This window comes from Streptomyces sp. SPB074 (genome assembly GCF_000154905.1).
In the GTDB taxonomy this organism is placed as follows: Bacteria; Actinomycetota; Actinomycetes; order Streptomycetales; family Streptomycetaceae; genus Streptomyces.
This window is the reverse complement of sequence record NZ_GG770539.1, coordinates 2,293,970-2,307,021: the sequence shown is the minus strand read 5'-3', so window position 1 is coordinate 2,307,021 and position 13,052 is coordinate 2,293,970. Positions and strand designations below refer to the sequence as shown.

10 protein-coding genes and 1 pseudogene are annotated in these 13,052 nt (G+C 71.2%); 7 read left to right on the top strand and 4 right to left on the bottom strand.

From position 1 onward, the window contains the following. Positions 1-14: 14 nt before the first annotated feature. Positions 15-1,802, bottom strand: coding sequence for a discoidin domain-containing protein (locus tag SSBG_RS09340; RefSeq protein ID WP_106429317.1), 1,788 nt, complete (start codon positions 1,800-1,802; stop codon positions 15-17). Positions 1,803-2,097: 295 nt separating this feature from the next. Between SSBG_RS09340 and SSBG_RS09335 the strand changes: the two genes are divergently transcribed. Next, entirely contained in the window at positions 2,098-2,403 is a 306-nt protein-coding gene (locus tag SSBG_RS09335) for a hypothetical protein (RefSeq protein WP_037869329.1), read from the top strand. 389 nt (positions 2,404-2,792) lie between these two features. Here the strand turns inward: SSBG_RS09335 and SSBG_RS32120 are convergent, their stop codons facing one another. Further along, positions 2,793-4,022 (bottom strand): hypothetical protein, encoded by a 1,230-nt coding sequence (locus SSBG_RS32120; protein ID WP_158677756.1) that lies wholly within the window; start codon positions 4,020-4,022, stop codon positions 2,793-2,795. 499 nt (positions 4,023-4,521) lie between these two features. Here SSBG_RS32120 and SSBG_RS09325 point away from each other — a divergent pair, with 499 nt between their 5' ends. The 4 genes from SSBG_RS09325 to SSBG_RS09310 all read left to right on the top strand — a co-directional run bounded on the left by SSBG_RS09325 (position 4,522) and on the right by SSBG_RS09310 (position 10,043). Beyond that, positions 4,522-5,196 (top strand): hypothetical protein, encoded by a 675-nt coding sequence (locus SSBG_RS09325; RefSeq protein WP_037869326.1) that lies wholly within the window; start codon positions 4,522-4,524, stop codon positions 5,194-5,196. Positions 5,197-5,297: 101 nt separating this feature from the next. Then, the gene (locus tag SSBG_RS09320) at positions 5,298-6,737 is read left to right on the top strand and encodes a hypothetical protein (protein ID WP_037871276.1); all 1,440 of its coding nucleotides are present in this window, start codon (positions 5,298-5,300) and stop codon (positions 6,735-6,737) included. Beyond that, positions 6,734-8,557: a DEAD/DEAH box helicase gene (locus SSBG_RS09315; protein ID WP_037869324.1), complete on the top strand. Its 1,824-nt coding sequence runs from the start codon at positions 6,734-6,736 to the stop codon at positions 8,555-8,557. The genes SSBG_RS09320 and SSBG_RS09315 overlap by 4 nt, the downstream gene beginning before the upstream one ends. Positions 8,558-8,693: 136 nt before the next feature. Then, a complete protein-coding gene (locus SSBG_RS09310) occupies positions 8,694-10,043 on the top strand; it encodes a DNA cytosine methyltransferase (protein ID WP_008745924.1) in 1,350 nt (449 codons plus the stop codon). On the opposite strand, the gene SSBG_RS09305 is transcribed toward SSBG_RS09310, so the two are convergent. Next, positions 9,981-10,460, bottom strand: a complete 480-nt coding sequence (locus SSBG_RS09305) for a very short patch repair endonuclease (RefSeq protein ID WP_008745923.1) — start codon at positions 10,458-10,460, stop codon at positions 9,981-9,983. The two genes, SSBG_RS09310 and SSBG_RS09305, sit on opposite strands and share 63 nt — an antisense overlap. Positions 10,461-10,481: 21 nt before the next feature. Continuing rightward, entirely contained in the window at positions 10,482-11,546 is a 1,065-nt protein-coding gene (locus SSBG_RS09300) for an SEC-C domain-containing protein (RefSeq protein ID WP_008745922.1), read from the bottom strand. 129 nt (positions 11,547-11,675) lie between these two features. Here SSBG_RS09300 and SSBG_RS09295 point away from each other — a divergent pair, with 129 nt between their 5' ends. Both SSBG_RS09295 and SSBG_RS09290 read left to right on the top strand, forming a co-directional pair. Further along, on the top strand, positions 11,676-11,954 hold the full coding sequence (locus SSBG_RS09295) for a DUF6412 domain-containing protein (protein ID WP_037869322.1): 279 nt from the start codon (positions 11,676-11,678) through the stop codon (positions 11,952-11,954). 225 nt (positions 11,955-12,179) lie between these two features. After that, positions 12,180-12,923: pseudogene (locus tag SSBG_RS09290) on the top strand (YidC/Oxa1 family membrane protein insertase); the annotation flags it as partial. Positions 12,924-13,052: the final 129 nt, after the last annotated feature.

Here is a 13,052-nt window from a genome sequence, read left to right as displayed (position 1 = left end):
CCGTACCCCTCGCGTCAGTTCGCCGCGTACACCGCGAGTCCGGACAACTGCCCGGCGGGCCAGCCGGTGTTGGCGGTGATCCGCACCCGTACGTACCGCGCGTTCGCCGTCGAGGCGAGGGTGATCGTGACGCTGTTGGCGTCCTTGGCCGGGTCGAAGACGCGTCCGGCGGGGGCCGAGAGCGAGGCGAAGGCGGAGCCGTCGGCGGAGCCGAGGACCTCGACGGTCTGCGTCCGCTTCGCCCAGGCCGCGTCGGGCGGCAGCGACAGCACGAGCCTGCGCACGGGCCGGCTCGCCCCGAGGTCCACCTGAATCCACTGCGGGAAGCTGTTGTTGGGGCTCTCCCAGTACGAACGCGCGTCCCCGTCAACGGCGTTGCCCGGCGCGTAGCCCTGCGTCTGGCCGCTCGCGGTCGCCGGGCGGCGCAGCGCCAGGTCGCCGGTGGGGAGTTCGGGATCGCCGCCGCCCCCGACGACGGTCGGCGTGGGCCGCTTCTCGGTGAGCGGGATCTCGCCCCTGAGCAGCTTGCCGCCGTCCCCGGTGAGCCGGAGGTAGTAGTCCGAGGAGCAGGGGGTGCCGTCCTCGTCGAGCGCCTTGATCCCGGAGCCGGCCGGTACCTCGGCGGCGCTCGCGGCGGTCTTCGCGATCTGGTTGGCCTCGTTGTACTCGTCGAACATCGAGATGTAGATGCCCTGCACCCCGACGCGCTTCATGTTGTAGAACTGCCGCCACATGAAGTCCCCGTGGGCGCGGGCCCCGCCCTGGAGGTCGCCGGGGAGGACGCACGGCTGGTAGTCCACGCCGTTCGCGTCGCAGTCGGCCTGGTCGGGGGTGTTGACGTTGGCGTAGAAGTTGTCGGCGTCGGCGACGGAGCCGATGCGGCCGACCATCCACGGCGAGAGCATGTCGAGCGCGTGGTACACGTCCATGTAGCCCGCGCGCGAGTCCTCGACGCCGCGCCGCCAGTGCGTCGGCACCCCGCCCATCACGTAACAGCCCTGGCCCTTGAACCAGTTGACGACATCGAGGCAGACGGCCGCGGACCACGTCTTGTTGGGCTCGTTGAAGCCGAACCCCCAGATGCCCACGACGGGCTTGCCGTTCTGGTAGGCGTAGGCGGGCGAGGAGGTGTACGCCTTCATCTTGGCGAGCCAGTCCGTCTTCATCTCCGGCTGCATGTTCGTCCAGCCGGTGGCGTCGTACATGATGTAGAACTTCCGCCCGTGCTTCTCGGCGGCGATCCGCACCTTCTCGGCCATCGCGTCGCGCGTCGCGCCCTCGCCCCCGTTGGGGTTGAAGCGCTGGAGCGCGGCGGTGTCGATCCCGTACTCCCGCATCCACCGGAAGTGGGTGTCCACGGTCTGCTGGTCGTACGAGGAGAAGAGGTTCGCGGGCTTGCCGTTGCCGAGCGCGGGATAGGCGCTGCGGTAGGTGTGCTCGTACTCGCTCACGTCGGGCCAGCTGACGATCGCGGTGTTGCCCGGGGACGGCGGCTGCCCCCAGTTCTGCGACCAGTGCCACCAGCCGTTGATGGGCGCGCCGTCGCCGGAGCAGGCGAACCAGCCCTGGTAGCCGACGGTGATCTTGCCGACGACGTCCCCGGGCGGCGAGGCGGCGGGCGCGGCGGCACGGGCGTCCTCGGCGGCGCGCGCGGTGCCGCTCACGGCGGCGGTGACGGCGCCGGCGGCGAGCCCGCCCGCGACGAAGGTGCGGCGGCGCAGGCCGGGGGAGGCGGCGGGAGCGGGCTCGAGCGCGTGCGCGGTCGGGGGCGCGGGCGTGGGCACTGATGCGGACATGGGCATGTCAGACATGCGTTCCTCGCAATGCGGCTCGGCGGTGGGGGACTGCGGGGAGAGCGCGCGGCGGCTCGGGCTCCGCCGGTGACCGTACGGCCCCCGGGAACCCACCGACAAGACGGCGGTACGCAAATTCATGACTGTATGCCACAAGTTGCAGATGCCAGCCCGCAAATAACCCGCGCCCCGGAAGCGTGCCGCCCGCCCCGCGCCCACCCCGTGCGGCGCCGGAACCTGCCAGGTCTAATCTCGACCCCTGAACAAAGCAGACATCCGCCCCACCGACCAGGAGGTCACCCCGATGCCCACCCTCCCCTCCGCCCCGATAGCCGCCGCCGGCCTCCTCGGCGGCTACGCCACGGCCCGCTTCACCAAGAACCGCCGCCTGGGCGGAGCGGTCCTCGCCGCCGCCGGCACGATCACCCACCTCCAGTGGCGCCGCACCACCACCCCCCGCACCGCCACCGCCCTGACAGCCACCTACCTCACCGCCTTCGGCGCCTCCCACCCCCTCGCCAGGAAACTCGGCCCCTGGCCCTCGGTGGCCACCGTGACCGCGGCCACGGCAGGAGCGGCCTGGCTCCTGTCGGACAGGAAGCGCAAGTAGGCGCGGGGCGGCGCGGGCTCACGGGCGGGGCGGCCTTCCCCGGGCAGGAGGGGAGAAGGCCGCCCCGCCCGTGTCAGGCGTCAGGCGGCTCCACGAAGAGCTGGGTCAGCTCGATCGTCCTGCCGCCGGGAAGCTCGATCGTCGTAATGGCCCCCTGGGGGCTCTGGATGATCGCCGCCGCGCAGTGTTCCCCTGCGGCAAGGTGATGCCGTACTCCACGGTGCCGCGCTTGAGCTTCCTGTTCCGGCCGCTCTCCGGCTGAATCGAATCCGGCATTTCTTCCTTTCGGGGCTGTGTCTCCGCATGGGTTTCGCCAGGAAGGGCCACGTTGAGCGCCTCTCCCGCATGGTGCGTTCCCGGCTCCCGCTGGCCGGGGGGACTGCCGTCGTTCACGTCTGCCACCGTGTCGCCGTGGTGAGCAGCAGGGTCAGGCCGGCCGCCGCGTCGGCACGCTGGAAGGCCAGCGCCGCGGCCATCACCTGGGGCAATTCCTGCTCCCGCGCGAAGGCGACGACGAGGGCGTCCGCCAGAGCTTCCTCGTGTTCCGCGTACAGGAGGGCCGTCGCGTCGCACATCTCCAGGGGGGACATCACCGGCGCCGCGTCGAGGACCAGGCTCAGCGCCGCTTCCGAGTCCCGGGCGCGTGTGTCGTCCTCGCCCGTCCCGGCGAGCACGCGGCGGACCAGGTCTCCGGCCACTCCTCCCGCCGCCGGCGCCGGCGCGGAAACCTGCCTCCGCTCCGTGTCGGTGACCGTGGCGGTGCCCCCGTATTCGCCATACCGGGCCGCAGGCTCATGTTGCCGGTCCGCGATATCGCCGCCGACCGGCAACATGCCGGAAGCCCTGGCCAGTGGAATCTGGTGTCGCGTAACGGCCGGGCTGGGCGTTGTCTGTTGCCGCGGGGAGGGCAACTGGCCCGCTGGGTCCAGTCCGCCCGGGCTCTCGGTGTGCCCGCCCAGGTGACCTCCGGTCTGGTCCCGCCCGTCTTCCGTCCGTTCGCCCCGCCCTCCTGCCTGGTCTCCCTCGCCGTCCGTCTCCGCGTCCAGGCCGGCCTGAGCGAGCCGTTCGCGCAGCTCCCGGTTCTCGGCGGTGAGCGCGTCCACCGTGGCCCACGCCTCGTCGCACGACTCGCAGCTCCTGCTCTTCGCCGCCTTCTCGCGGAGGCGGCAGAGTTCATCGAGCGTGATGAGGGGCGTTCCCGGTACGCAGTTCTGCCGCGCCACCAGGTGCAGGGCGCGCAAGAACTCTTCCGGCGGCGTGTGGACGCCGTTCCGGTAGCGCGAGAACTGGGGTGGCTGGACGCCCGGGTAGTACTCGTTGACGGCGGTGATCACTTCGGCTGATGACCCCAGTCCCGAGGCGGCGCAAAGGCTCTTTACCTCAAGGGACAGCTTCTCGGAGGCGGGCGTCCTGGGCTTGGCACTCCGGTGGCCCTTGCCTTTCTTCGGTTGCGCGGCCCTGGTGGCCTCCTTGCCTTTCTTCGGTTGCGCGGCCCTGGTGGCCTCCTTCTCCGCCGGTTTCGCCGGTGGCGGCGCCCCGGGCCCGGATGGCAGGGCGTGGGTGCCGGGGCCGTCCTGGCGGGGGGACGAGAGATTCGCCGCCCTCTGGGTGGCCCGCATCACGTGGGCGGCGGCGGGGGAGGGCGCCTTCGCGGGGGCTGGCATCGTCCCTGGAGCAGGGCGAGTACCAGGAAGGGCGAGACGGCGGACCTCTGGGTTTCCGGGCATGAAGCCTCACTTGCGTCTGGGGAATGGAAGAGGCGTGACCTAATGCGAGCTGCCGGGCAGCCTAGCTCGATTCCGGAGGGCCACAGCTCGATTTCCGCGAAAAGGGCCGTTGCTTGTTGGTGGGCAACTCCATGTATCTGTTGTGTAGTTGCGATGAGGTGGGCAATGCCGGTGGGCGCTGGACGGGAGGGGGGTCCCCGGTGCATGGTGTTGCCCTGTCGGCTATCCCGTCGGTCACGGCTTGCTTTTTATTCCTTATGTCCGTGCGTGGAGAATTCCCCTGCCCTGGCAGGCGGAAAGTCGAACGATCTGGAGGAAAAGGAGCGCTGTGACCTCTATGGGTAACTTGCCTGACGTGCTTCCGGACTGGCGTCATCCCGTTATTCCGGGAATGCGCAAGCCCGGTGGCCGGGTGCGGGTCGCGTTGTGGCTTGTCTCGGTCGTGGGTGAGGGGCGGACCTTCACGAAGACCGAGTTGCGCTCCGCCTTTCCCGAGGAGTCCCAGATCGACCGGCGCCTGCGGGATCTGCGGGACTGGGGCTGGGTGATCCACAACAACAGGGACGACGTGTCGCTGCGGCCGGAGGAGCAGCGTCTCGTCAAGTGCGGTGTGAAGGTGTGGCTGCCGCACCAGGAGCGCCCGCAGGAGGTCGGCGCGAAGAGCACGCTGAACTCGGCCGAGCGCACCCGCATCCTCAGCGCTGACGACCACCTGTGCCGGAGTTGCGGCATCGCGGCCGGCGAGGAGTACGAGGACGGGTTCACCACCGGGAAGCTGGTCCTCTCCCGCCGTGACGTCGTGCACAGGGAAGGTCCCGTCACCACCACGCGGGTCACGCTGTGCGAGCGTTGCGCGAAGGGGGGTCTCCCGCAGACGGCGGATGTGGCCGGCTTCCTCGCGGCCGTGGAGCGGCTCTCCCCCCTCGAACGCCGCGCGTTCTCCCGGTGGGTGGAATCCGGCAGGCGGGCCAGGGGTGAGATGGAGCGCCTGTGGGGCCTTTACGGGACCTTGCCGGCCGACGCGCGCGAGGAAATCCGGCACGACCTCACGAGCGGCACCGAGTAGAGCGGGCCCACCCCGCTCGCGGGTCGCGCCGAGCACCCGCCGGCCCCCCCACGGAGCCAGCCTCCCTTTCCGTACAAGACTGTGAGCAGAGAAGAGTGACCGTGCAGAACGCATCCCAGCTTCCGCCGCGCGCCGAGGAGATCAGCCAGCTGATCAGGAAGCGGCTCGCAGACGTGGACACCGGCGGCGGTGCGCGGGAAACCGTGACGCTCGACTGGGGCAGCCGGCCTCTGCACGTCGAGGTCATCGATCTGTCGCTCGCCGACGTGTACTACAACCCCGGCACCCACCGCATCAGGGCGCAGCGCGGCCACGACCCTGAGCTGGACGCCGAGCTGCGGACCGAGCCCTACGGGGAAAAGGGTCAGCAGTACCTTGAGAAGCTGCTCCGGGCGCGTCCTTCGGACCCGGAGAACCCCGCCCCGGACCCGGAGTTCGAGAAGCTGCGAGAGGATCTCCGGCAGTTCGGCCAGAACGACCCCGGCCTCGTGACGCACCAGGGAATCCTCGTCAACGGCAACACCCGGGCCGCCGCGCTGCGGGATCTCGGCGCGACGTCGATCCGGGTCGGCGTGCTGCCCGCCTCGTTCACGGCTGACGACGTCAGCGAAGTCGAACTCGCCCTCCAGCTCCGCAAGGAGAACAAGCGGGACTACTCGTACGTCAACCGGCTGCTGGCGATGGAGGAGCAGGCCGGAATGGGGCGTACGCCCGCGCGGATCGCGAAAGAGTTCCGTATCCAGGAGAAGACGTACCACCAGGAGCGCTGGATTCTCAGCACGATCAGGGAGCTGATCGACCGCAGCACCACCCCCGAGGGTGCCAGGCTGCGGCTCGTCGACTTCGAGTTCGACCAGGAAAAGCTCAAGGAGCTGGAGCGCCTTTACAAGAAGATCTCCTCGGCCGAGCCGGAAGAAGCCGAAGTGATCAAGGAGTTGCGCCTGGCTGGCATCCTGCTGGATTTCTCCAAGACCGATGTGCGCCACATCGACCAGGACTTCGTCAAGCAGAAGTACCTGGCCGGCGCACTGCCGCCGGCCCTGCTCGGCCGGCCGGAGCGCAGCTCCCCTGCCGAAGTCGCGATCCCCGGGCTCGACGTCAGCGTGCCCGCCGCGTCGGCGCCGGTCGCCGAGGCGCGTGCCCTCACCGACCAGATCATCCAGTCGCTGGCCGCCCGTAAGAGCACGGTCCAGGTCACGGAGACGCGCAAGACGGAAGTCGAGACGGTGCTGACGAGTGCGAAGGCCGCCTTCGACACCGCCATCGACCGGGCCGGCCGGGACGCCCGTATCCGCAAGCGCAAGCAGCTCGCTCCCGCCCGGCTCGCCGAGGCCAGCGCGTTCATCGACCAGACCACGGACGAACTGGTCAATGCGCGGACAAGCCACAGCCTGGACGAGGAAGCGTTCGACGAAGCACTCGTCCATCTCCGTACCTCCCTGACCAAGCTGGCCCGCCAAGCCGGCCGGGTGCCCGGGGAACCGGGTGACGGCGTCGCCTGGCTGCTCAGCGCGGTGACCGCTGAGGGCGGCCGTCCGTGACGGAGACCGCATCACTGCACCTGGGCCTCGACCCGCAGCGGACCGGCGTGCTGCTGCGGGTGCCCGAGCGGCACCAGCGCGATCTCGTCCAGCTTTCCGGCCTGTTCCCCACCGGCAGCCAGCTGGACCTCCTGACGGCCCGGGTGGAGCTTGACGACTTCCTCGGCCGCGTCCAGCACCTGGCCACCTGGCCCGACCCCGCCGGTGTGCGGTGGGCCGACGACCTCAAGGCCCTCTTCCTCGGCAACCACGCCGACGCACAGCGCGTGCGGGAACGTCTCGCCGGCCGGGAGGCTCCTGCCGGGACGAGCGATGACGACGTGCCCGCCCTGCTCGGGCCGGGCTGGATCGCGGACGTCACGTCCTTCCAGCGGCGTGACGTCGCCAAGCTCCTCTCACTGCACCACGGCGCCAATTTCAGCGTCCCCGGCGCCGGCAAGACCCGGGTGGGCCTCGCTGTCTACGCCGCCCAGCGCCAGCGCGGGAAGGTGAAGCGTCTCCTGGTCGTCTGCCCGAAGTCGGCCTACGAGTCCTGGCGCTTCGAGACCGGCGCCTGCTTCCGGCAGAGCCTGCGCGTGCACACCGTGGGCGAAGGCGCGATGGACCCCTGGGCCGAGGTGGTCATGGTCAACTACGAACGGCTTGACCGCTCGCTGCCCTTGCTCTCCGCCTGGCTCTCGGCCGAGCCCTCGATGATCATCCTCGATGAGGCACACCGCATGAAGCTGGGGGTGCGGGGAACGTACGGGGCCGCCTGCATGGCACTGGGCCCGCTGGCCCGCCACCGGCTCATCCTCACCGGGACGCCCGCCCCCAACGGCCGCAGGGACCTGGAGAGCCTGATGGGTTTCGTCTGGCCGGGCCACGGACAGCGGGCGGTCGAGGCCGCTGTGGCCGGCGGTGATCTCGCCCAGGCCAGCAAGGCCCTCCAGCCCCTCTTCACCCGCACCACGAAGCGGGAGCTCGGGCTGCCGCCCATGGACGTCCGGCTGCGTCTCGTGGACATGCCGGCACTGCACAAGGAGATCTACGAGGCGCTGCTCGACAACGGGAGCGAGGCCAGGGAGGACCTGAGCGCCCTGGGCCGGACAGCGCTGCGCCTGCTCATGGCCGCGACCAGCCCGGCGCTGCTAGTCGAGGGCAGCAGCAGGTACGAGCCGCTCGCCTACCAGCTCCCGCCGCTGGAGGTCCCGCGCCACAGCTCCCTTTACGGGCTCCTCCAGCAACTGCCGGACTACGAGCTGTCGCCGAAGTACGCGGAGGCCGCGGCGATCGTCGCGGAGAACGCCAGGCTCGGGAAGAAGACGCTGATCTGGACCACCTTCGTACGCAGCCTCACGACCCTGGAGCGGTTGCTCGCCAAGTTCGGGCCGGCCTCCGTGTACGGCGGTACCCCCGACCGTGAGGAGCAGTTGCGCAGGTTCCGCGAGGACCCTTCGTGCATGGTCCTGATCTCCAACCCGGCGACCCTGGGCGAAGGGATCAGCCTCCACCAGAGCGTGCACGACGCCGTGTACGTGGACCGGGATTTCATGGCCGGCCGCTTCTTGCAGAGCCTCGACCGCATTCACCGGCTGGGACTGGCTCCCGGCACCGAGACCTCGGTGACCGTCCTGGCGGCCCGGGGTACCGTCGATGAGGTCGTCGCCGCCCGCCTCGACCGGAAACTGGAGTTCATGGGCGCGATCCTCGATGACCCTGGGGTCCAGGAGCTCTCGGACCTGGAAGAGGAGCCGGCCATCGCGGCGGGGCTGGACTCGGCGGACATGTCGGCACTGCTGAGCCACATGAGCGGGGGGAACAGAGCTGAGTCGGCGTGAGCGGTAGGTAGGCTGCGGTGTGGTCTGCCTCTGAGGCGGGCTACACCGCCTGAAGCTGGGGGATCCTGTGCGGTCGTGATCACGTGCGTCGCGCCCTCCAGGCGGTTGCCCTGTGCCGCCGACGAGGAGTTCAGCTATGGCTCGCGGTTATCCGCGCCCGCGGTTCGAGACGCCGCTCACTTCCGTGGAGATCTGCGCCGGCGCCGGCGGGCAGGCACTGGGGCTGCACAATGCGGGATTCGGGCACTCGGCTCTCGTCGAATGGGACGCGAACGCGGTCGGGACGCTCAGGTCTAATTCAGTCAGAACCTTCGGATGGTCATCTGAGAAAGCCGCTGGGCTTCGCAATATGGATGTCCGGGACTTCAAGAACGAAGAAGACTTCAAAGCCCTGAAAAAGGCGGCTGACGCGGGGCGTTATATCGACCTCTTCGCTGGCGGTGTTCCCTGCCCGCCCTTCTCCCTGGCAGGCAGGCAGCTGGGACCAGATGACGAGCGCGACCTCTTCCCCGACGCCCTGGAGCTGATCGGCCTGCTCAGGCCGAAGGCCGTCATGCTGGAGAACGTCCGCGGCATCCTCGAACCGCCGGAAGTCTTCATCGACTACAGGCAGCAGATCATCGAGAAGCTGGCGGGGCACGGCTACAGCGTTCCGGAGATCCCCGCCGCGGCGTCACCGCGGATGCGTTCCAGAGCGATGCTCCCGGTATGGCGCCGTCTGGATTCCAATAAATTCGGCGTTCCGCAGCTTCGGCCACGAGCGATCCTCGTTGCTTTCAGGGAAGATATCGCCCGATTCGAGGACTTCCGCTGGCCGGTGCGCTCGGCAGAGGAAGCGGAGAGCGTTTTCGACGTCCTCCGCGAGGAAATGCGGGAGCGTTACGAGCCTTACTGGACCAAGCGGCCTCTGGGCCCGGGAAGCCTCACCGGGAAGCAGGCGTACGAGAGGTGGGAGGAACGGGCGAGCGCGGCCGACGCGCGCAAGCTCAAGGTCGCCCCGACCCTCGTGGGCGGGTCGCGCAAGCACGGTGGCGCCGACCTCGGGCCCAGCCGCGCGAAGAGGGCGTGGCAGGTCTGGGGTGTCAACGGTGAGGGACTGGCCAACGACCCGGCGGACTGCGTACCGGAGCGGGACCTGTTCCGCGACAACGGCCCCATGCTGACCGTGCGGCAGGCCGCCGCCATCCAGGGATTCCCCGCGCACTGGACCTTCGAAGGCAAGAAGACCACCCGCTACCGGCAGGTCGGCAACGCCTTCCCGCCGCCAGTGGCGGAAGCGGTCGGCCGCGCCATCGCCGCGGTGCTCCGCCCAGGTGAAGGCGGCCCGGAACTGCTCAGGCCCTACGAGATGGACGAGGGGGCCGTGCTGCGGGCGAAGGCGGAGGAAACCATCCCGGTGACCATGGACCCGGAGGCACAGCAGTCACTTCTCGACGCCGCGGCGGGCGACAACCGTCGCCGCGATCCGGTCAGCGCACTCTTCTGAGCTCTCGTGCTCCCAGAACCGGAGCACGAGCCAGCCCGCCGCACGGAGCTTCTGGTCGGTGTCCCGGTCGCGCGTCACGTTCCGCACGACCTTCTCCGACCAGTAGCCCGCGTTCTTCTTCGGCGCCTGATAGTGCTCGGGACAGCCGTGCCAGTAGCAGCCGTCTATGAACACCGCGACCCGCGCCGGGCGGAAGACCAGGTCAGCGGTGCGCCGCAGCCCGGGCAGCGGGCGGGCGCAGACCCGGTAGCGAAAGCCACGGGCGTGCACGAGCCTCCGGATCAGGAACTCGGGCTTCGTGTCCCTGCTGCGGATGGCCTGCATATTGCGGCGGCGGCCGGGTGACGAAGCCCATGAACCGGCCGGCCGGTCTGGCCAGGCCCCGTCGTCCTCCCGCGCGCTCCCTGCTGGTGGCATGAGATTGAGGCTAGCCGCCCCTCACCCCGCCCCGTGGCAGTGCTCGTAGGCGCGGTCCGAGCCGCACCAGCAGGTGGCTGTGGGGTGAGGGGGCCAGGGGGTGGCGAGGGCTCGGGTGGCGAGGGTGGTGGTGTAGAGGGGGAGGAGGGACGGGGTGGTGGGGGCGGTGGTCTCGGCGGCGGCGAAGGCCTCGTAGGAGGGGACCGTGGCGCGGACGACGCCCAGGTTCGGGATGCCCGAGGCGGCCAGGTCGCGCAGGGCCGCTTCGATCGCCCTCGTGTGGGCCTCGTAGGACGGGTACTCCGCGGTGAGCGCGGGGTACGCGGCCAGGAGTTCGGTCAGTTCCGGTTCCGGCCAGTGCAGGACCGCGACCGGGAAGGGGCGGGACAGGGCCGCGCGGTACGTGGCGAGTTCGGCGTGCAGGCGGCTGATCTCGGCGCGCAGTTCCTCGGGGCTGTCCGAGCCCAGCACCCACGTGCGCTTCGGGTCGTGCAGCTCGTCCAGCGGGACCGACGCCGGGTTCAGCGCGTCCGCCATCGCGTCCCAGGCGTCGTGCTCCAGGCCGAGCAGACGGCGCACCCGGTGCCTGCCGATGAGCAGCGGGCGGACCTCGTACGGGGGCGGGGCCGAGCCGTCCAGCAGGAGCGCCACCGCCTCCTCGTACGTCGCGTGCGCCTCCTCCAGCTCGTCGTGCGCCTCCAGTGCCTGCGCCACCACGATCCACGGGGCCGGGGTGCGCGGCGCCGCCGCGCGGACGCCCGAGACGATCGCCTGGGCCTCCGCCTCGTGCCCGTACTCCCACAGGTTCGCCGCCTTCAGCGCGCGGATCAGCGCCGGGTCCTCCGGCGAGTGCGCGAGCAGGCCGTCGTAGATGCCGCTCGCGCGGGCGCGGTCCTCCGCCACCTCGAAGTGCGCCGCCGCGCGCAGCAGCAGCTGCTCGGCGTCCTCCGGGTGGCGCGCGGCCAGGCGTTCCAGGCGCTCGGCCTGCTCCAGCTGGGCTTCGCGGTCGCTCTCGCCCTGCCGCGCCGCCGGTACGGGGGCGACGGGCGGGGCCTGCGTGTTCTCGGCGGGGGTTTCGGGGCGCATGACCACACGGTAGCGCCGGGCGCGCCCCGAACGGAGTACCGGCGAAGCCGAAGTGGGCGGAACCATTCCGGGGGCCCGTTCGTCCGGAAGGGTGCCGGACGGCTTCGAGGAGCGGGAGGAGGGGTGGGGATGCCGCGACTGCTCGCGCTCGTCCTGCTCGTCCTCGCCGGTTCCCTCGGCGCCGAGCCGGGGCTGCTGCCCGCCGCCGTCGCCGTCAGCGCGACGGCCCTCGCCGTCTGCCTGCTGAGCACCGCGCTCGGCGTCCCCCTCGTCGCGCCCACCGCGGTACGCACCACGATCCGCGAGCGCGCCCGCCGCACCGCCTTCCTGCCCCAGCGGGACCCGGACGCCTCCGGACGCCCCCGCCCCAGGGCGCCGGGCCGCCGCCTCGTCGCGTCGGCCGGCTGACCGGACCCCGGGGACCCCCTCCGCGGGCCCGGACGACCCCTGGGCTCGCGCCCCACCCGCGCCCCGTACGGAGACCCGCCCGGGTACGGAACCCGCGCCCCCTGCGGGGACCCGCCCGGGTACCGATCCCGCGCTCCGTACGGAGCCCGTTCCCGCGCCCCCCGGGGGGTCCGCCGCGCCGCCGCACAGGTCCGCTCATCCCACCTGTGAGGCCCCGGAGGACTCATGTCCCTGCCCGATTTCCACCCGTCCGGTTCCGGACTCCCCGGCCTGTGCGCCGGGGGCGTCGACTACCTCGCCGACCTGCTCCAGCCCCTCGCGGGCACGGCCGCGACCGCCGCCGCGATCGTCGTCCTCACCGCCTGCGTCCGCCTCCTGCTGCTCCCGCTCGCGCGCACCGCCGCGCGCGGGCAGCGGGAACGCGCGCGGCTCGCGCCCGAGATCGCGGCGCTGCGCCGTACGTACGCCAAGGACCCCGAACGGCTGCGGCGCGCGCTCGTGGAGCTGCACACCCGGCACGGCGTCTCACCGCTCGGCGGTGTCCTGCCGATGCTGTGCCAGCTCCCCTTCTTCTTCGTGCTCTACCACGTCTTCTCCAGCTCCCGTATCGGCGGCGAGCCCAACGGCCTGCTGTCGCACCGCCTCCTCGCCGCCCCGCTCGGCGACCGCTGGAGCGACGCGCTCGCGCACGGTGGGCTCTTCGGCGCTCGCGGGCTCGTCTACCTGGCGCTCTTCGCGCTCGTCGCCGTCGTCGCCACCCTCAGCAGCCGGAGGAACCGGCGGCAGCTCGCCGGGAGCGGCCCGGCGCCCGAAGGGCCGCAGGTCCCCGGCGCCGCCGCGCTCACCCGCCTCATGCCGTACGCGGCCTACTTCACGCTGATCAGCGTCGCCGTCGTCCCGCTCGCCGGGGCCCTCTACCTCGCGACGAGCACGACGTGGAGCGCGGTGGAACGGGCGGTGCTGTACCGGCAGCGGGACGGGGACGGGGACGGGGGCGGGGACGTGGAGAGGGACCGGGAGCGGGGCGGCGGCCCGGGGGAGGAGCGGGGACCGGGGGCGGCCGGGAAGGAGGGCGGCAGGGCGGCGACCGCCCGAGCG

Excerpts from the sequence above, each read along its gene's own strand:
- SSBG_RS32120 (WP_158677756.1), bottom strand. The coding sequence starts at position 4,022 with ATGCGGGCCACCCAGAGGGCGGCGAATCTCTCGTCCCCCCGCCAGGAC.
- SSBG_RS09340 (WP_106429317.1), bottom strand. The coding sequence starts at position 1,802 with ATGCCCATGTCCGCATCAGTGCCCACGCCCGCGCCCCCGACCGCGCAC.
- SSBG_RS09335 (WP_037869329.1), top strand. The coding sequence starts at position 2,098 with ATGCCCACCCTCCCCTCCGCCCCGATAGCCGCCGCCGGCCTCCTCGGC.
- SSBG_RS09300 (WP_008745922.1), bottom strand. The coding sequence starts at position 11,546 with ATGCGCCCCGAAACCCCCGCCGAGAACACGCAGGCCCCGCCCGTCGCC.
- SSBG_RS09295 (WP_037869322.1), top strand. The coding sequence starts at position 11,676 with ATGCCGCGACTGCTCGCGCTCGTCCTGCTCGTCCTCGCCGGTTCCCTC.
- SSBG_RS09310 (WP_008745924.1), top strand. The coding sequence starts at position 8,694 with ATGGCTCGCGGTTATCCGCGCCCGCGGTTCGAGACGCCGCTCACTTCC.
- SSBG_RS09325 (WP_037869326.1), top strand. The coding sequence starts at position 4,522 with ATGCGCAAGCCCGGTGGCCGGGTGCGGGTCGCGTTGTGGCTTGTCTCG.
- SSBG_RS09305 (WP_008745923.1), bottom strand. The coding sequence starts at position 10,460 with ATGCCACCAGCAGGGAGCGCGCGGGAGGACGACGGGGCCTGGCCAGAC.